The organism is Desulfobotulus pelophilus (genome assembly GCF_026155325.1).
In the GTDB taxonomy this organism is placed as follows: Bacteria; Desulfobacterota; Desulfobacteria; order Desulfobacterales; family ASO4-4; genus Desulfobotulus; species Desulfobotulus pelophilus.
Window position 1 is genome coordinate 66,633 of the sequence record NZ_JAPFPW010000007.1, and the last position, 17,506, is coordinate 84,138.

A 17,506-nucleotide genomic window follows, 5' to 3' on the forward strand; every position below is an offset into this window, starting at 1 on the left:
CCAATGGATCTTTCTTCACCATGCGGAGCAGACCATGAATGATATGCTTTTCATAGCAGAAAGTAATGAAACCCAAACGCAACTCAGCATTCGCATGTCCGCCAATATGGACAACATTGAGCGCGCCAACAAAGAAACCATGATGTTTCTGCGTGTCAACCAGCTCAATTCCATCAACTTTGCCATCTGTCTGGGCATGCGCGAAGCCCTTACCAATGCGGTCCGCCATGGCAACAGGACCAATCCATCCGGCATCATCACCTACCGTATCCACCTGACAAACCAGAGAATCATTCTTGAAATCATTGATGAAGGCCCGGGCTTCGACTGGAAGGAACCCCTCATTGTCGCTCCTGATGCAGAAAACGGACGGGGCATCCAGATCATGAGAAACTACTTTCAGTCCATACGCTATAATGAAAAAGGGAATCACCTGATTCTTGAAAAAGACCTGCCACACGGATCAGGTCCTCGCTGCCCTTAGGGTCTTTTGGTAAACAAACGCCCAGCACCCTTCAAAACAAAGGCAGGCCTGCCTGCAGGGAGTCAGCCATCGCAAAATAATAACCGCCTAAACCCTCCGTCTTCGAACCGGGAACAACGTCCCTTCCTCCCCAATACCCTCTATCCGGATACGCCCTGTTCCAGCCTGCGCTTTCTCCATTTTTTATTTTGCTTGCATACCGGACCTGAATTGCCTAAAAATCTTTTCATGGGACATGTTTTTGATGAAAAAAATAGCCTGGCTTACCGGGAATGGCGCATGAGTGAAAAGGGTATCCTTTACACACAGCAGGAGGCCCGCCTTTTTTTCGATCTTTTGCGCCCTTCTCCGGGAGACTCCATTCTGGACATCGGATGCGGCTGCGGAGATATTCTTGAAAGCTGCATTCATAAAGGGCTGGACAGTACAGGCCTTGAACCCTCTCCCGTCATGCTGGACATGGCTTTCGAGCGCCTGAGTCATAGGGCAAACCTTTTCCGGGGCTACGCCGAAGACCTCCCCTTTGACGACAACTCCTTTAATCATGCCAGTCTCTTCACCACCCTGGAATTTGTTTCCGACCCCAGAAAAGCCATCGAAGAATCCTTCCGCGTGGCCAAGGACCGTGTTTTTATTGGTGTACTCAACCGCTATGCCATCAAAGGGCTGCAACGACGGATTCAGGGCTTTTTCGGCCGTGGCATTTATGCCAAAGCCCGCTTTTTCACCCTCTGGGAACTAAAAACCATGGTTCGGGAACTGGCGGGTGATGTACCTGTCACCTGGCGTTCCATCTGTCTTTTTCCCGAACCCGGCAAACCCGTCAGCTGCTCTCCGGACACCTGGCCTCTGGCCCAGCGTATGCCCTTTGGCACCTTTGTGGGCATGGTGGTCACCCTGAAACCCCGCTTCCGCCTCCGTCCCCTGGCCCTTCCCTATCCTTCCGAATCCCGTTATAAGGAAAGCCTTACGGGTTTTGCCGCCGAGACCCAAAAAAAATACCGCAAAGATACCTGAAAGAAAGCCATGGTTCCTCTGCAGAAAATCTTCCTGACCACCCTGACCTACGGACGCATGATCAAGTTCTCCCATTCCGTTTTTGCTTTGCCCTTTGTACTGTCAGCCGTAGTACTGGCGTCCATGGAGACGAGGCTTACGGCCAGCGTCCTTGCCCTCATAGTCGCGGCTGTGGTCGCCGCACGAACCGCGGCCATGGGATTCAACCGCATTGTGGATGCCCGCATGGATGCGGGCAATCCCCGAACTGCCTGCAGGGAAATACCGTCTGGACATATTTCCATCCGGTCCGCATCTCTGCTGGTTTTTCTGTCAGGTATCCTTTTCATTCTGAGTGCGGCCATGCTGGGTCCCCTGTGCCTTTCCCTTTCCATACCCGTTCTTATTTTCCTTCTGGGATACTCCTTCACGAAACGCTTTACCCTTTTATGCCATTATTATCTCGGTGCTGCCATTGCCCTGGCTCCTGCTGCAGCCTGGGTGGCACTTACCGGCACCCTGACTCCGAAAATCCTTCTGCTTTCCGCCGTTCTCTTTACCCATATAGCCGGTTTTGACATATTGTACGCCTGTCAGGATACGGATTTCGACCGTAAGGAAGGACTCCATTCCATTCCAGCCCGTCTTGGCATCCGTAACGCCCTTCGTCTTGCCAGGCTCACCCATCTTTTCTGTGCTTGTTTTATTTTCTCCCTTTCCCCGGCTTTCGGTCTGGGTACAGTCTATATGGGCTTTGCTCTTCTTATATGCGGGCTTCTCATCCTTGAACACCGGATGGTCAGAGAAAATGACCTTTCTGCCATTCCCATGGCCTTTTTCCATGTCAACAGCATCATCAGTCTTCTGCTTTTCTGCGGTATTTTTTTGGATATATGGACAGGAAGGGGTTTCTGAATGCGTTTTGTACTCGCCATTACCGGAGCATCGGGCGTGATCTATGGTATCCGAACCCTGGAAAACCTCCTGCTCAGCGGAGCTGAGGTGCATCTGGTCATCTCCGATGCCGGCCATTCCGTTCTGGCCCATGAAATGGGATCCGCTGATCCCTGCGCCATCCTGACAAAACGAAACCGCACTTCAGAAAAACAGAATCTGCACCTTCATGACTCCCACAACTTTTTCACTCCTCCGGCCTCAGGCTCCTTCTCCCATGACGGAATGGCCATCGTTCCCTGCGCCATGCGCAGCATCGGTAATCTTGCCGCCGGAATCGGCGACAATCTCATCCACCGAGCCGCCGATGTGAGCCTCAAAGAAAAAAGGCCCCTCATTCTGGTTCCCAGAGAAGCGCCTTTCCATGCCATCCATCTCAACAATCTTCTTACACTGCAAAGGGCCGGTGCCACCATTATTCCAGCCAGCCCTGCTTTTTATCATTTTCCCAAAGACATCGAAACTCTGGTGGATTCCGTAGTTGCCCGTGTTCTGGATCACCTGGGATGCCCCCACAGCCTGATGCCTCCCTGGCAGGGGGCATAGGCTTCAAAGGAGCTTTGTCTACAGGCGCTCTACCATTTCTCCACGGATCTGGAAAATCCGCCCCTCTCCCCTTTCTTCCGCAACCAGATTCATCTCTCCCAAGGCCTCACTGAGACCATAGCCTTCCTGCAGACAATAGACCTCTGCCATATCCACGGAAAGGGGGGCTTCTTTTTCCAAAAGTTCCCGTATACGCAGCAGGGAGGAATCATGAAGATCCGGGACAACCGCACCGGTAGATAATTCTTCACGGCTTTCACAAAGAAATGAGGAACTCTCTTCGCCCACCGCACCCAAGGCCTGCCAGGCCCCATCCGCGCAGAAGCCATCTGCCACACCGAGCGGGCGCTCTTTTTCTGTCAACCCGGTTGCCGGAACAACCGTATCCAGAGAATCCATCTTCTTCAGCCAGTCTCCCGGATCAATCGCTGCTTCCTTTTTTTCTATCCTCTGGTTTCCGGAGTCCTCTACGGCAAAGGAAGGAGAGGAAACTGCCGGATCCTCTGTCCTTTTCTGCCCCCCCGTTTCTTCCTTTCTTCTCAGGATACCGGCCCTTTCTTCCCCGGAAAGGCCCTCCTCCTGCATTCTGGAAAAAGCCATTCTCGACCGTGTTCTTTGTTCCCTGTAACGGGACTGGGCATAGGGCAGGCCCAGCAGCAACCACAGGGCGGCAGCAAAAAGAAAGAAGAGCTGAAATCCCATAAATACAGGATGGCCGGAAAACCATATGTTCAGAACCAGTGCACAGGCCAGAACAATGACTGCCGCAGGATAGGAAAAATACCAGGGGAAAAAACCCTTATGCATATTCTACAACCTCCCAAACCAGAACCTGCCTGACCCACTGGAAGCAGGCTTCCATGCAGCTCTCTGTCCATTACCATTTTCAGAAACGGTCGCTTTTCCCCATCCGTTCCGCAATTCTGCCCATGAATTCCACGTAGTGGGATCTCTCCTCCCCATTCAGCACCTCCAGAATATCCCGACAGTGCTGCTGGCGGATGGTCCGGTAATGGTCACAAAGAGATTGCCCTTTATCCGTAAGGTTTACTCTGACAATGCGCCTGTCTTCCTGCGACCGGGTCCGTATGACCAGATCCCTTGCCGCAAGTCTGTCCACAAGGGCCGTAATCGTACTGCTTCCCACAAAAAGATGCCCGGCAATCTCTCCCATGGGGACCGGCCCCTTTCTGCCCAGAAAAACCATTGCCTGAAGCTCCTGCAGGGTAATGCCCGCATCCCCGTAAGAGTTCAGGGCGTCCTGATCCAGAACCCGGATGCGGCACACCAGATCCTCCATGAAATCTGCAAGACAGGCTGCCTGTTCTTCCATCCGTGCTGTTTCATGGCTAATCATTATGCACCCTTACAATTTCGTTTTTGAAACTTTTCTTACAATCCGGCTTCCCTTCTGTCAATGAACAAGAAAACAAAAAGCCCGTTACCCATCCGAAAAGCACCGGATTCAGATTCAAGATCCTTTTTTCAGCATTGTCATCTGACGTAGAAACATACAAGCGATGAGCGAGGCAAATACCACATTGGAAAGGGGTAAGGCCAACCATACCCCGGTGAGACCGGCAAGCCCCGGCAGAAAAAAAAGAAAGGGCAGCTGAATGAACATATTACCAAGGGTTATCACGGTGGCCTTTTTCGCCATCCCCATGGACTGGAAAAAACTGGCGGTCAGTACGATAAAACCATCCAGAAAAAGAGCAAAAAGATGCAGACGCATCCCCATAGAAGCGGCGGCAAAAAGCTCCGGATCATCGGAAAGAAACAACCACAGGGCCCAGTCCGGACGTAGTATCACCAAAAAGGTCATGAGCATACCTACCCCGAGAGCCACTCCCATGGCTAGCATCACCACTTTCCGGACAGATTCCGGTTTTCCAGCACCATGGTAATAGCTTACCAGAGGCTGCATGCCGCCGGCAACCCCTTCGGCAAACATGTAGTACAGAGTCAGCACATAACCCACAAGGGTAAAGGCCGCCACCTGCAGAATACCGCCATAGGCCATAAACAGCATATTATGCAGCAGCACCACAAAACTGATGTAAAGATACATCAGCATACTGGAAAAACCCGTTCCCAAAGATGCTGCCAGCAGACCCGGCCTGAGCCTCACAAAGCCCTTCTTCAGAGGCACACGGTTCCAGGGACTGAACAGAAAGATCATCCCCATGACAATACTGAAACTCTCCCCCAGTACGGTAGCGAGGGCAGCGCCTTTCAGGCCCCAGCCAAGGTGCATGATAAAAATATAGTCCAGCAGAATATTGGCCACCGCACTCGTCGCCATGGAAAGGGTGGCCAGCCCGGGGGCACCGAGGTTCCGGACCCAAAAGGGAATGGCAATACTGGCCAGAACAACAGGAGAAGCCAAACCCATAACCCGAAGATAATCCTGCCCCAGCAATGCCACATCACCCGCTGCCCCCTGAAAGGCCAGAAACAGGGATGCGGAATAAACCAGCAGTCCTCCGACAAACAGCCCCAGCAGCACCAGAGCCCAGAAACCCTGTCCCAGAAATGCAGCGGCCTTCCTGTCATCACCTCCGCCCTGAGCAATACCGCACTGCACACCCGTACCAATACCGATCATCATACCCACGGCCAACAGCACGCCGATCCATGGCCAGGCCATGTTGATGGCTGCCAGTCCCTGAGCCCCCATGGCATGACCGATAAAAATACCATCCACAATCTGATACATGGCACTGACCATGAGAGCCATGACCGATGGAATGGTATACCGCCAGAAACTCCTTGAAACACTGCTCAACTTCATCAATCATCTACCTTTCACACACAAGACCGGCACAGACCCTGACAAGCAATCTGCTCAGCTCCCGGTACTCATCCTGGCCCAGAGAATCCTCTATTCTCTTTGCCATGCACCTGAAAACACGGTCATCTTCCTGTTCCAACCCCCTGGACTTTACCGTAACCCGCAGCAGGGAAGCCCTGCGGTCTTCCGGGCAGGGCCATCTTTCCAGATAACCCCGGGATTCCAGCTTGGCTGCCATGGCGCTGGCAGAGGCCTTACTCACCCGCATCACCTCTGCCAGCTCCGTCAGCCGCATGCCTTCGGAAGAACCCAGAAGGGCATAAAGATAGTAAAGTTCGCTACTTGTCAGCTCACCGCTTCCGCTCCGGTTGGCAGCTTCCCTCCAGAGTTCCCACATGTGGGCCTGTAACACCTTAAGACATTCTGCAAGATCCATTGATCCCCCTCCCGTTTCCAGTCTATCGGGGTGGCCACCCGAAAAAACAGTTAGGAAGACTAACTAACCAAAAAATCTTTGTCAATCCGTTGCATATAAAAAGGGGGTCCTTTCGGAACCCCCTGCCATATCAAAATTTTATCTGATCAGCACCTGGACTCAAACCATTCTTTTCCATCTCCGTCTCTGGCCTTACAACATTTGCAGCCTGGCAGGCCCTGCCATTCGCAGGCCGGAGGCCTGAATCAGGACAGGCGGACACGAACGGAATGGGCATGGGCCTCAAGCCCTTCTATACCCGCAAGGTGCATTACATCCTCTGCTTCTTTGATAAAAGCCTCTTTCGTGTAGGAAATGAGACTGGATTTTTTCACAAAATGATCCACACCCAGAGCCGATGCAAACCGTGCCGTTCCTGCCGTAGGAAGCACGTGATTGGGCCCTGCCATATAATCTCCCATGGGTTCGGGGGTGTGGGTGCCACAGAAAATGGCTCCGGCATTGCGCACCTTTCCTATCCAGGAAAGGGGCTCCTCCATCAGCAGCTCCAGATGCTCCGGTGCCAAACGATTGGAAACCTCAAAGGCCTGTTCCATGGTATCCACCACAAGAACCGCCCCGAAATCCCGGAGGGATACCCGGGCAATCTCTTTTCTGGGGAGGTGTTCCAGCTGTTTTGCAAGTTCGGCCATCACTTCTTCAGCAAAGGCAGCGTTCTTTGTCACCAGAATGGCCGAAGCCATGGTGTCATGCTCCGCCTGAGAAAGAAGATCGGCAGCGGCATAGGCAGCAGGTGCCGTTCCATCACTGATCACAAGAATTTCCGAAGGTCCGGCAATCATGTCAATCCCCACCATGCCGGAAACCAGCTTCTTGGCAAGGGTCACCCAGATATTCCCCGGCCCCACAATCACATCCACCCTTGGAACCTGTCCAGTTCCCCAGGCCATGGCAGCAATGCCCCAGGCGCTTCCTGCCCGGATCACCGTATCAATACCCACTTTACGGGCAGCCACCAGAAGATGGGGATTGACGGATCCATCGGCCATGGGCGGAGTGGTCATGACCACTTTTTTTACACCGGCAATCCGCGCGGGAATGCCTCCCATCAGTACGGAAGAAACCAGAGGCGTCATGCCACCAGTGGCTCCGGGTACATATACGCCTGCCACATCCACAGGCTTCACAAGCTGACCGAGCATCACACCGTCTCTGGGGGTATCAATCCATGAATTCTGTACCTGTCTCTGGTGAAAGGAACGAATCTGCTCCACAGCCCTGTTCAGAGCTTTCATAAAAGCAGGGCTGACCATCTTTTCTGCGGCGTCGATTTCCGCCTCTGCTACGCAGAGATCATGGGCTGCCAGATCCGGGGCATCAAAACGGCGTGTATACTCCAGTACCGCCTCATCCCCTCTGGTACGAACATCCTCAAGAATCCGGCCCACCTGGGCTGTCATCTCTTCCGTTTCTCCAAGGCCTCTGGTCACAATAGCCTGAAGTTTTGCTTCGGCTTCGGCCGAAGGGTATTGCAGCATTTCCATATATAGTCTCTCCATTTCAGGAAAAGGTAAGGCTCAGCCACCTCCGCTGGAGGTCTGGGACACTGGAAAAAAACCATGCACACTCTTTTATCATAAAAAGCCGGTACAACAAGGCTTTCATAGCACAGGAATAATTTTAAGGTAAGACGTATGCAAAAGAGATATATGGATATTGACAAGTTTTTTCCATACGGGGATAAACGGCAGGGTACTCAGACAGAGACTCTTACGCAATCAGACATCCATCCCGAAAGGGGGTTCTTTTCATGACCGAGCGTATCCATAACTTCAATCCCGGCCCCGCCGCCCTTCCCCTTTCCGTGCTGGAAAAAGTGCAGGCAGAAATGCTGAATTTCAGGGATTCCGGAATGTCCATTCTGGAAATCAGCCACCGCTCCGACCTCTTCGGAGAAGTGCTGGCCAGTGCCCGAAACCGTGCCAGAAGACTTTTCAACCTTCCGGACAACTACCGGGTACTGTTCATTCAGGGAGGAGCCAGCCTGCAGTTTGCCATGGCTCCCATGAATTTTCTGGGTACCGGAGACAGGGCCGATTACATCAATACCGGTACATGGGCCACCAAGGCCTTTGAGCAGGCAACGCTTTTAGGTAAAAACGTACGCTATGCCGCCTCTTCCGAAGACCAGTCGTTTTCCTGTATCCCCACAAAGGCGGACATTGACACCGGTGCCCGCTATGTGCACATCACCTCCAACAACACCATACGGGGAACGCAGTGGCGGACCTACCCGGACACAGGCGGCATTCCTCTGGTCTGTGACATGTGCTCCGATATGCTCAGCAGGCCCGTTCCCGTAGAAAAATTTGGCCTCATCTATGCCGGAGCCCAAAAAAATCTGGGGCCTGCAGGGCTGACACTGGTCATCATTCGTGAGGACATGCTGCTCTGGAACCCCGATGCTGTCATGCCCACTCTGATGCGCTACAAAACCTATTCGGATCACTATTCCATGTACAATACCCCACCCTGCTTCGGTATCTATGTGGCAGAAAAAGTCATGGCATGGCTGGAAGAAGACATAGGAGGACTGGAAGCCATGGCTTCCCTGAATGCAGCCAAGGCAGAGCGGCTTTACGGGGCTCTGGATGCCACAGACTTCTATCAGGGAACAGCGGCAGAGGCAGACCGGTCTCTCATGAATGTAACCTTCCGGCTCCGCCATAGGGATCTCGAAGCCATCTTTATCAAAGAAGCACTGGCCGCAGGCTTAGGAGGCCTCAAGGGACATAAGAGCGTGGGGGGATGCCGGGCTTCCCTCTACAATGCCACGGGCATGGATGCCGTGGAAAGCCTTGTGGCTTTTATGAAAAACTTTGAAAAAAGAATGGGATAAGCACCTGCCAGACATCAGGCCGGAACAGTTTCCGGGGCTTATTACCATACGTTTTTTTGCGCCGCACAGCTCAGGCAGGCCTGAAATTTCATGCTTCCCCCACGGCAAAAAAGGGCAGGCCCTGCCTGCCCCTCTGCCCTTCCTCCTACGCCATATCTCCCCTGCCGGACAAACAGATATACTGCGGTAAGCATACCAACAGCTCCGTATGTCAGACTACCCCACACCCGGCATGAGAAGGGAAAGCACGTTCTCCCGATTCGCCCCTCCCTGAACCTGAGCAAAAAGACTGGCATGCATGAGATTTTTCATGCGATTCATGTTCATGGACTCGGCAGCAAAGTCCACATCCCGCATGGAAGAAGCAGACGCCATGCTTTGCACCCTTGCTGCTGCTGTACTGCGTACGCTGCTCTCCAGCTGGCGGTAGGTGGAACCCAGACTGGCACGGCTGTCATTCACCTGCCCCATGGCAGCTTCCACAACGGCAATGGCCTTTTCCGTGCCTTCCGCTGACCGCACATCAATATCAGCAAGAAAACCCAGATCCGGATGTCCCAGGTTTTCTGAGTTTACCGCTCCAATGGAAAAACGAACCGTTTCTCCCGGGCGGATACCCACCTGAAAAGCCTGATCCGTAAAAGCACCGGAAAGCAGCGGCTGGTTGGTAAACCGGGTGTTGGCGGCTATATCATCCACTGCACGGACGGCAGCACGGATATCGGACTGGATGGCAACCCGACTCTCCGGAGACTGACCGGCACTGCCCGCCTGCAGCACCTTTTCACGGATACCGTGCAGGGTAGCACCTATGCCAGCAAGCCCACCCTCTGCTACCTGGGCCAGGCTCACGGCATCACTGGCATTGCGCATGGCCTGCCCGAAACCTCTGGCCTGAGAAAACAGATGATTACTCAGGGTCAGCCCGGCAGGATCATCGGCGGCTTTCTCAATCTGAAGCCCGGACCCCATGCGGGAAAGGGAGGAAGCCAAACCCTGCTGCAACCTTGCCAGCTGGCTGGCTCCAGACATGGCTGTTCCATGGGAGCTGATACGGAGAGTCATGGTGACCTCCTTTTCTGAAAGGTGGGTGTCCGTGGAGAAAAAAGGAGGTGAGCACGGACATATAAAATATAAACCATAGATTTTTTATGTCAATTTTTTCATATCGCCCCAATCTGTTTGACTTGATACCGGGTCTCCGGCTAGGATTAAAAATGCCGTTGATTCACCCCAAAAGGAGATTCCTCATGCCTTCTGTCACATGGTACGGTCATTCCTGTTTTGCTGTTGAATGGGAAACAACAACCCTCCTCATCGATCCTTTTTTTGAAGGAAATCCCACAGCCCCCGTGGGTCAGGAAACCATAGGGAAGGTGGACTGTATTCTGGTCACCCACGACCATGATGACCACCTTGGAGATACCCTTGCCATTGCCGCACGAACCGGTGCGTCGGTCATCGCCATCCATGACCTTATCTGTCATCTTCAGGGAAATGGTCTTGATGCCCACAAGGCCATGAGCATGAACATAGGCGGCTCCGTAGAAGCAAAAGGAACACAGATCTTCATGGTACCTGCCATTCATTCCGCAGGCAGAGGTACTGCTGCGGGCTTTGTGATCCATCTGAAAAATGCCTTTTCCTTCTATCATGCCGGGGACACGGCCCTTTTCAGCGATATGGCCCTTATCGGCAGGCGCCACAACCCTGCTCTGGCCATGGTCCCCATAGACGGACGCTTCAACATGGATCCTGAAGATGCGGCAGAAGCCTGCCGCCTTCTGCAATGCCGCCAGGTGATCCCCATGCACTGGGGCACCTTTCCCATTCTTGAACCGGATACGGATCGTTTTGAGGCAGCACTCAGGAAAAAGGCTCCCGACATCCAGTGCCTTTCCATGGTTCCGGGCCAAACGCTAAAGCTGTAGGTGTTTGGCTGCGTTTCCGGTTCCGCATCCCGTTTAAAACCGTTCATAAATCCGTCGATCATTCCTTTCGCACCCATACCCGATGCCCCGGTCCTGAAAACAACAGACACAGGCCCGCACCCAGCTCATCCTCCCAAAAAAAAGGGTGTCCCATGCTATCCAGGCTCCCCATTCTTCCCATACTCTGGATATTCTGCTCCCTGGCGTCCCCATGGCTTCTGCCCTTTCCCGCCCTTTCTCTGGAACTGCCGAACAACACCCTGCTTCCGGGCTCCTTTTTCAATCAGAACCATATAGCCCAGGAACTGGTCCAGAAACACGGCAGTATCATGCTGCTGGTTGATCCGGCCACAGGCAAGATAGAAGATGCCAATGCAGCAGCCTGGCATTTCTACGGTTATCCGGAGCTCCTGCAACAAAACATCAAAACCATCAATCAGCTTGACCCGGAAGAAATCGAAAAGGAAATGCACAGAGCCGGAGAGCTCCGTCATAATTTTTTTCTTTTCCGGCATCGTCTTGCAGATGGCCGTATCCGTGATGTGGAAGTTACCTCCTATCCTGTGACAGTGGGCCAGCGTACCCTTCTCTTTTCCATTGTTGTGGATGTAACAGACCGCATACAGGCAGAAACAGAAAACCGACAGCGGGAAAAACAGATACGCATACTGATTCTCACAGGGCTTCTTCTGCAATCCTTTCTGTTTTTTCTTCTCTTTCAAAGTCGCCAGAAACGAAAAAACATGGAGGAACGTCTACGGGCCATCATTGATCACAGCCCCCTCCTCATATCCGAAATAAGTGCAGCAGGCCGTTATCTTCTCTGCAACAACGAAACAGCCCGCACCTTCGGCTTACAAAAAGAAGAAATCATTGGCAAATATTTTACGGAATTACTCCCGGAAAAAACAGCCGCCCTCTTCATGCATCGCCTGGCGCAAATCCAGCGCACCCGAAAAGCCATTTTCGTAGAAGACCGGATATCTACGGCCCATGGAGACCGCGATTATGAAACCGTACTTTTTCCCCTTTTTGACTCGGCGGGAAACATCCGTTCCATTGCAGGAATTTCCCATAATGTCACGGAAATCAAACACTATAACCGGGAAAAAAAGGCCCTGCAGACCCAGCTCATAGATGCTCACCGCATGGAAGCCATTGGCATGCTGGCAAGTGGAATTGCCCACGATTTTAACAATATTCTATTCCCCATCATGGGCTATGCGGAAATGCTGCTCATGCATATACCACCGGAAGATCCAGGCCATGCCAAACTCAGTGCCATTCATACGGCCGCCCTGCGGGGCAGAGACCTCACCCATCAGATTCTCACCTTTGCCAGAAAAGAGCATCAGGAACCCCGGGCATTGAAACTGCAACCCATCATCAAAGAGGTACTGAAATTCATAAGAGCTACCATTCCCAGCTCTATCCGCATCCGGACCTATATCCAGAATGACTGCCGCCCCGTAAAAGCAGAGCCTGCCCATATCCACCAGATCCTGATGAATCTTATTACCAATGCCTACCATGCCATGGAAACGGCAGGCGGTGACATGCAGATTCACCTGAAGGAAATTTATGTGGACAGACCCACGCATGTGAACCCGACCATGGCCGCAGGGAATTATATAAGATTAAGCGTAAAGGATACCGGTACCGGAATTTCCCCCCAGAACCTTGATAAAATTTTTCAGTCCTTTTTCACAACCAAAGAAAGGGGGAAGGGAACCGGCATGGGGCTTTCCGTTGTCAAGGATATAGTGGAAAAATGCGGAGGGTATATACAGGTGGAAAGCCATGAAGGGCAAGGCTCTTCCTTTCACATCTATCTGCCCGTAACCACCGCGTCCAATTCTGAAGAAACCATTGCGCCCACAAAAAAACGGCAAGGCGGCAATGAGCATATTCTTCTGGTGGATGATGAAAAAGCCATTATCAAACTTCAGGAAACCATACTGCGTTCTTTGGGGTACACAGTCACTTCCTGCACGGAAAGCAGTCAGGCACTGGCCTGTTTTGCAGCCAGCCCCCATGATTTTGACCTTGTCCTGACAGATATGCACATGCCGGAGATGTCGGGAGATCGCCTTGCACAAGCCATTCTGGCCATCCGTCCCCGGACCCCCATCCTTATCTCCACCGGCTTCAGTGAAAACCTTACGGAAGAAAAATTGTCGGCACTGGGTATCCGTGGGCTCCTCACCAAGCCCGTAACAGCAGGTGATCTAGCGGCAAAAATCCGTCAGGTTCTTGATGCAGCCTGACATGAAACTGCCCGGAGCAGGGCATATACCCGCTCTGCCAAAAACCGAAAACGAGCATTCCCATATTCAGACATCTATGGAAAGACAATGGTCAAAATGCCTGCGCCCTTTCAGCTGCTGGTGGCTGATCACAATCAAAATACCATCCTTCTGCCTGCTGCGAAGCATGGCAAGAAGCTGGTCTGCTGTGGAGCTGTCCAGTCCTTCAAAGGGTTCGTCCAGAACAAGAATGGGCGTTTCCATCAACAGCAGCCGTACAAGGGCCAGCCGCCGTGCCTGTCCGCCGGAGACCCCCGTTCCATAATCCCCCAGCTGGGTATCCAGACCATCGGGCAGCTGCCGGGCCCAGTCGCCCAGCCCCACAGCATCCAGAAGGTCGAACAGCTCATCCTCTCGGGCCAGAGGTTTTGCCAGACAAAGATTTTCCCTCAATGACATGGGGAAAAGATGCACGTCCTGATCCAGAAGCCCCACACAACGACGGAGACAACGTTCTTCCACATCCTCCATGGGGACGCCATTCACCCGGATGGCTCCTCCCATGGGGCGCAACCAGCCAGTCATCATCAGGGCCAGAGTTGATTTACCGCAGCCCGAAGGGCCTTCCATCCACAAAGTCCCGCCTTTCTGCAGCAAAACAGAAACATCCCTGGGCCCTGTAACGGCATTCTGCTGACGGCCGCTGATGCCCTCAAGGGATAAAGAAGGGGCTCCGGAAAGAACAGTGACTTTCCTTTTTTCTTCCTGTTCTCCCTGCACCGCTTCCAGAAGCCGGTCCCGGGCTCCAAGGGTAAAACCAAGGGCCTGAAACGTTGTGGATAAGGGTAAAAGAACTTCCACAAACCCGAGCATGACACACACAAGACCGACCAGCACTGCCGCAGAAAAATGGTCTTCCTGGACAGCCCTGCCTCCATACAGGAGAACCATCCACAGGGCGGCGGAAAGGGAAAGAAAAATAAAAAACTGAGCAGCCACTCCCAGGCTCTGCAGGTGCCACTGGTTCTTAAGAATATCCTGATCCATGGAGGCAATGGCCTTACGCCTTGCCAGAAAGGCTCCTGTCGTACGAAGGGTGATAAGACCAGCCATAGTTTCCAGAACGAACTGTCTGCGCCTTCCCGCCATAGCCGTATGGGAACGGCTGAGCCGAAGTACTGGAGGCAGGATCAGCAATGGCAGCAAACCACACAGAGAAAGCATAAAACAAATAAACAGCACGGAAAGAACAGGAAAGATCCAGAAAAGTACGGCCCCGTAAAGCAGGCAAAGCCCCGCGGCCCAAATCCATGGAGAAAGCGCCCGCAGAGGCCACTGATCCAGAAGGTCAATATCCGCCAGCATGCGTTGCATAAGATCACCGCTGCCAAAGCCCGCCATACGAAAACGGTTCATCATGGAAAGACCGTCAAAAAGCCAGATTCGCAGGCGCTGCAGAAGACGCAGTACCCCATCATGGGATACAATGCGCTCTCCGTACAGGGCAAGCGTCCGGGTAATGGCAAGGAGCCGTATAAAGGCTGCAGGCTGCAGATAATTGAAGCTGTGCAGGGTAACAAGAGACAGCCCCGCCACTCCCGCAGCGGTGATAAACCAGCCGGAAACGGCAAGCAACAGCACGGCTGCCCCCAACCCCAGTGCACCCAGCACCAGCCCCGCCCATCCCATGGACCCCTGCAGAAAAAACAGAGAACGCAGAGGAAGATCTTTCTTGCCTGAATCGTCCCGAAACAACCCCGACTTTTTTGGCAGCACGTCCTTTTTGATTTCCACAGTCTCTTTTCCCTGATACAGGCCTGTGCCTGCCTGCTTGGCCCCTGGCGGCAGGTCTTGACCAGAACTCTCCATATGATAGTCATTTAGCGGATATAAACCCACAAACGGACGCCCCTTTCCGACTGTTCCGCAGACATCCGGAAAATAGCATGATAGTATTCTTTTCCTGCTATCCGGTCATGCTTTTTCCGATCTTTTCCCACTCATTGCAGGGAGAGGACAGGGCTTGTCAGGCCAGAGACAGGAGAAAAACCCCGAATCCGGGCACATTCACCCGATTCATGACAGAAACGGGTATGAAACAAAGCCATCTCTGGCCCCTTTCCTGCAGCAGGAGTAAAAACCGTAGCGGCCTTTATGAACCTGCCAGTGCAAACGAAGGAAAAGTCCTTATGAAAGCATTCAGTCCCATGCAGCGTTTCCGTTATTTTCTGGAACGCCTTTTCATCCGCGGCACTCCCTGGCAGTTTCTGGTCATGGCCACCCTCATCGGACTTATATCCATTTTAGGCGGAATCCTTGTGTATGGATCCGGTGAACCGGGAACGGGAATAGAAGACGAAATCTGGTGGGCTTTTCTGCGGCTTACGGATCCGGGTTATCTGGGAGATGATGAGGGCATATGGCGACGTACGGTTTCCACCGTGCTGACAGTCAGCGGCTATGTTCTGTTTCTGGGTGCTCTGGTCGCCATTCTGACCCAGTGGCTGGGCCGTCATATGCGCTCCCTTGAAAGGGGACTGAGCCCTGTGAATATAAACCACCATATTGTTATTCTGGGATGGACGGACCGGACCCTCCCCCTTCTCCGCGAGCTATGGCTTGCCGAAGGCAGAGTTCGGCGTTTTCTGTCCCGGTCCGGTGGCAGTGGACGCCTGCGTCTGGTTGTGCTGGCGGAGGATCTCAGGCCGGAGCTTGCCCAGGAGCTGCGCTCTGACGCCATTCTGGGCAAGCACTTCAATTCCGTCATTCTCCGGTCGGGTTCCGCACTCAACAATGAGCACCTCCATCGCGCCGCATGCCTGAATGCAGCGGCAGTCATTGTTCCTGCGAGAACCTTTGCCTATACAGGGGCTGTATCCTCGGACGTGGAAGTCATCAAAATTCTCCTGGCCCTGAACAGTCAGGCGGCAACGGCAGGGGCTGCCCTTCCCTATGTGGTCACAGAAATTCAGGAGCCGGACAAGGTACACATTGCCCGCCGGGCTTTTCACGGTCCCATGGAAGTGGTGGCCGGAGATTCCTTCATCAGCAAAATCATGATCCAGACAGTGAGACACCCTGGCTTATCCCATGTCTGTCTGGAACTGTTCCACCATGGCATCGGCCAGAATCTGTATATTCACCAGAATCCGGACCTGGATGGCTCCACCATTGACCGAATCCGGGAGGGCTTCCCTAAAGCCTGTCTCTGCGGCCTTGTACGGGAAAAAAACGGGGATTTTTCCGCCATACTGTCGCCACCGGGCCATCTCATACTGCAACCGGGAGACAGTCTTGTGATGCTGGCAAAGGATTTCGATGCCGCACGGGAATACCGCCAGCCCTGTGCGCCCCTCCATGCCAAAGAAAACACCGGGCAGACACCGGTTTCCATTCCCGTCCATACAGGCCATAAAAAAGCCATCCTCATTGCCGGATGGAGCCAGAAAGTTCCCGAACTCCTTCGGGAACTTGTTTCCCATGGCGATATGATCCAGCAGGTTACCATCTTCTCTTCCCGCCCTGTGGAAGAGCGGGTTTGTGCCATCCTGGATGCGGAAACGGGAATCGCGAACCATTTTCTGCACCATATCACAGGGGAGGTTACCAGCGAAGAAGCATGGTGCGCCATGGATCTCAGGCTCTTTGACACGATTGTTCTGCTCAGCAGCGACCGGCTGGCCTCCGGTGAGGAAGCCGATGCCCGCACCATTGTGGGCTACCTTCAGCTGGAAGCCCTTCTGGAGACCATGGAGAACAGGCCGCAGATTCTGCTGGAACTCTCCGATCCCAATAACAGACGCCTTCTCGGCCACCGGAAAGGAGAAGCCATCATCAGCCCCCTGCTTCTCGGCCATCTGCTGGTCCATGTGGCTCTCCGAAGGGAAATGCTCACCGTTCTCCACCAGCTATTCCGTGCAGGCGGACCGGAAATCACCTTCCGCAGCCCTGCTGAGTATGGTCTTACACAGGCTAAGCTATCCTTTGCCGATCTCTGCCGCAGGGCATGGGAGAAAGGGGAAACTCTGCTGGGCCTCTCCTGCTCCGGAGCCGGAGAAAATCCAACCCGGAGCCTCTGTCTCAATCCTGCACACAATGCCATTATAGAACTGAAAAAAGGGGATTGCCTGGTGGTGATTGCAGGCCAGAACCCTTCTCTACAAAAATAATCAACAAAACCGGGCCCCTACCCTACCGGTTCTGTGCCTCTGTTCGTGGAT

At 53.2% G+C, this 17,506-nt stretch carries 15 protein-coding genes; 8 read left to right on the forward strand and 7 right to left on the reverse strand.

Features of this window, described 5'->3' with window-relative positions:
• Positions 1 to 34: 34 nt before the first annotated feature.
• The 4 genes from OOT00_RS07640 to OOT00_RS07655 all read left to right on the forward strand — a co-directional run bounded on the left by OOT00_RS07640 (position 35) and on the right by OOT00_RS07655 (position 2,980).
• Complete coding sequence (locus OOT00_RS07640) at positions 35 to 484, forward strand: ATP-binding protein (protein ID WP_265424722.1); 450 nt, start codon at positions 35 to 37, stop codon at positions 482 to 484.
• A 279-nt stretch (positions 485 to 763) separates the two neighbouring features.
• Positions 764 to 1,501 carry a class I SAM-dependent methyltransferase gene (locus OOT00_RS07645; protein WP_265424723.1) on the forward strand — a complete coding sequence of 246 codons (738 nt, stop codon included), beginning with the start codon at positions 764 to 766 and terminating at the stop codon, positions 1,499 to 1,501.
• A 9-nt stretch (positions 1,502 to 1,510) separates the two neighbouring features.
• Positions 1,511 to 2,395, forward strand: a complete 885-nt coding sequence (locus OOT00_RS07650) for a UbiA-like polyprenyltransferase (protein WP_265424724.1) — start codon at positions 1,511 to 1,513, stop codon at positions 2,393 to 2,395.
• Positions 2,396 to 2,980: a UbiX family flavin prenyltransferase gene (locus OOT00_RS07655; RefSeq protein ID WP_265424725.1), complete on the forward strand. Its 585-nt coding sequence runs from the start codon at positions 2,396 to 2,398 to the stop codon at positions 2,978 to 2,980.
• 18 nt (positions 2,981 to 2,998) lie between these two features.
• On the opposite strand, the gene OOT00_RS07660 is transcribed toward OOT00_RS07655, so the two are convergent.
• The 5 genes from OOT00_RS07660 to hisD all read right to left on the reverse strand — a co-directional run bounded on the left by OOT00_RS07660 (position 2,999) and on the right by hisD (position 7,754).
• On the reverse strand, positions 2,999 to 3,787 hold the full coding sequence (locus OOT00_RS07660) for a hypothetical protein (protein WP_265424726.1): 789 nt from the start codon (positions 3,785 to 3,787) through the stop codon (positions 2,999 to 3,001).
• 79 nt (positions 3,788 to 3,866) lie between these two features.
• Positions 3,867 to 4,337 (reverse strand): MarR family winged helix-turn-helix transcriptional regulator, encoded by a 471-nt coding sequence (locus tag OOT00_RS07665; protein ID WP_265424727.1) that lies wholly within the window; start codon positions 4,335 to 4,337, stop codon positions 3,867 to 3,869.
• A gap of 114 nt (positions 4,338 to 4,451) precedes the next feature.
• Positions 4,452 to 5,774, reverse strand: coding sequence for an MATE family efflux transporter (locus OOT00_RS07670; RefSeq protein WP_265424728.1), 1,323 nt, complete (start codon positions 5,772 to 5,774; stop codon positions 4,452 to 4,454).
• Between the two features lie 7 nt (positions 5,775 to 5,781).
• Positions 5,782 to 6,210 carry a MarR family winged helix-turn-helix transcriptional regulator gene (locus OOT00_RS07675; RefSeq protein ID WP_265424729.1) on the reverse strand — a complete coding sequence of 143 codons (429 nt, stop codon included), beginning with the start codon at positions 6,208 to 6,210 and terminating at the stop codon, positions 5,782 to 5,784.
• Between the two features lie 245 nt (positions 6,211 to 6,455).
• A complete protein-coding gene (gene hisD / locus OOT00_RS07680) occupies positions 6,456 to 7,754 on the reverse strand; it encodes a histidinol dehydrogenase (RefSeq protein WP_265424730.1) in 1,299 nt (432 codons plus the stop codon).
• A gap of 266 nt (positions 7,755 to 8,020) precedes the next feature.
• On the opposite strand from hisD, the gene serC reads away from it, so the two are divergent.
• Positions 8,021 to 9,109 (forward strand): 3-phosphoserine/phosphohydroxythreonine transaminase, encoded by a 1,089-nt coding sequence (gene serC, locus OOT00_RS07685; RefSeq protein ID WP_265424731.1) that lies wholly within the window; start codon positions 8,021 to 8,023, stop codon positions 9,107 to 9,109.
• Positions 9,110 to 9,325: 216 nt separating this feature from the next.
• Here the strand turns inward: serC and OOT00_RS07690 are convergent, their stop codons facing one another.
• The gene (locus tag OOT00_RS07690) at positions 9,326 to 10,174 is read right to left on the reverse strand and encodes a flagellin (protein ID WP_265424732.1); all 849 of its coding nucleotides are present in this window, start codon (positions 10,172 to 10,174) and stop codon (positions 9,326 to 9,328) included.
• A 185-nt stretch (positions 10,175 to 10,359) separates the two neighbouring features.
• Between OOT00_RS07690 and OOT00_RS07695 the strand changes: the two genes are divergently transcribed.
• Positions 10,360 to 11,040 (forward strand): metal-dependent hydrolase, encoded by a 681-nt coding sequence (locus OOT00_RS07695; protein WP_265424733.1) that lies wholly within the window; start codon positions 10,360 to 10,362, stop codon positions 11,038 to 11,040.
• Between the two features lie 152 nt (positions 11,041 to 11,192).
• On the forward strand, positions 11,193 to 13,307 hold the full coding sequence (locus OOT00_RS07700) for a PAS domain-containing hybrid sensor histidine kinase/response regulator (RefSeq protein WP_265424734.1): 2,115 nt from the start codon (positions 11,193 to 11,195) through the stop codon (positions 13,305 to 13,307).
• A 66-nt stretch (positions 13,308 to 13,373) separates the two neighbouring features.
• Here the strand turns inward: OOT00_RS07700 and cydC are convergent, their stop codons facing one another.
• The gene (gene cydC, locus OOT00_RS07705; RefSeq protein ID WP_265424735.1) at positions 13,374 to 15,080 is read right to left on the reverse strand and encodes a thiol reductant ABC exporter subunit CydC; all 1,707 of its coding nucleotides are present in this window, start codon (positions 15,078 to 15,080) and stop codon (positions 13,374 to 13,376) included.
• 395 nt (positions 15,081 to 15,475) lie between these two features.
• On the opposite strand from cydC, the gene OOT00_RS07710 reads away from it, so the two are divergent.
• A complete protein-coding gene (locus tag OOT00_RS07710; protein ID WP_265424736.1) occupies positions 15,476 to 17,455 on the forward strand; it encodes a CASTOR/POLLUX-related putative ion channel in 1,980 nt (659 codons plus the stop codon).
• Positions 17,456 to 17,506 lie beyond the last annotated feature (51 nt).

Excerpts from the sequence above, each read along its gene's own strand:
- OOT00_RS07640 (WP_265424722.1), top strand. The coding sequence starts at position 35 with ATGAATGATATGCTTTTCATAGCAGAAAGTAATGAAACCCAAACGCAA.
- OOT00_RS07645 (WP_265424723.1), top strand. The coding sequence starts at position 764 with ATGAGTGAAAAGGGTATCCTTTACACACAGCAGGAGGCCCGCCTTTTT.
- OOT00_RS07650 (WP_265424724.1), top strand. The coding sequence starts at position 1,511 with ATGGTTCCTCTGCAGAAAATCTTCCTGACCACCCTGACCTACGGACGC.
- OOT00_RS07655 (WP_265424725.1), top strand. The coding sequence starts at position 2,396 with ATGCGTTTTGTACTCGCCATTACCGGAGCATCGGGCGTGATCTATGGT.
- OOT00_RS07660 (WP_265424726.1), bottom strand. The coding sequence starts at position 3,787 with ATGCATAAGGGTTTTTTCCCCTGGTATTTTTCCTATCCTGCGGCAGTC.
- OOT00_RS07665 (WP_265424727.1), bottom strand. The coding sequence starts at position 4,337 with ATGATTAGCCATGAAACAGCACGGATGGAAGAACAGGCAGCCTGTCTT.
- OOT00_RS07670 (WP_265424728.1), bottom strand. The coding sequence starts at position 5,774 with ATGAAGTTGAGCAGTGTTTCAAGGAGTTTCTGGCGGTATACCATTCCA.
- OOT00_RS07675 (WP_265424729.1), bottom strand. The coding sequence starts at position 6,210 with ATGGATCTTGCAGAATGTCTTAAGGTGTTACAGGCCCACATGTGGGAA.
- hisD (WP_265424730.1), bottom strand. The coding sequence starts at position 7,754 with ATGGAAATGCTGCAATACCCTTCGGCCGAAGCCGAAGCAAAACTTCAG.
- serC (WP_265424731.1), top strand. The coding sequence starts at position 8,021 with ATGACCGAGCGTATCCATAACTTCAATCCCGGCCCCGCCGCCCTTCCC.
- OOT00_RS07690 (WP_265424732.1), bottom strand. The coding sequence starts at position 10,174 with ATGACTCTCCGTATCAGCTCCCATGGAACAGCCATGTCTGGAGCCAGC.
- OOT00_RS07695 (WP_265424733.1), top strand. The coding sequence starts at position 10,360 with ATGCCTTCTGTCACATGGTACGGTCATTCCTGTTTTGCTGTTGAATGG.
- OOT00_RS07700 (WP_265424734.1), top strand. The coding sequence starts at position 11,193 with ATGCTATCCAGGCTCCCCATTCTTCCCATACTCTGGATATTCTGCTCC.
- OOT00_RS07710 (WP_265424736.1), top strand. The coding sequence starts at position 15,476 with ATGAAAGCATTCAGTCCCATGCAGCGTTTCCGTTATTTTCTGGAACGC.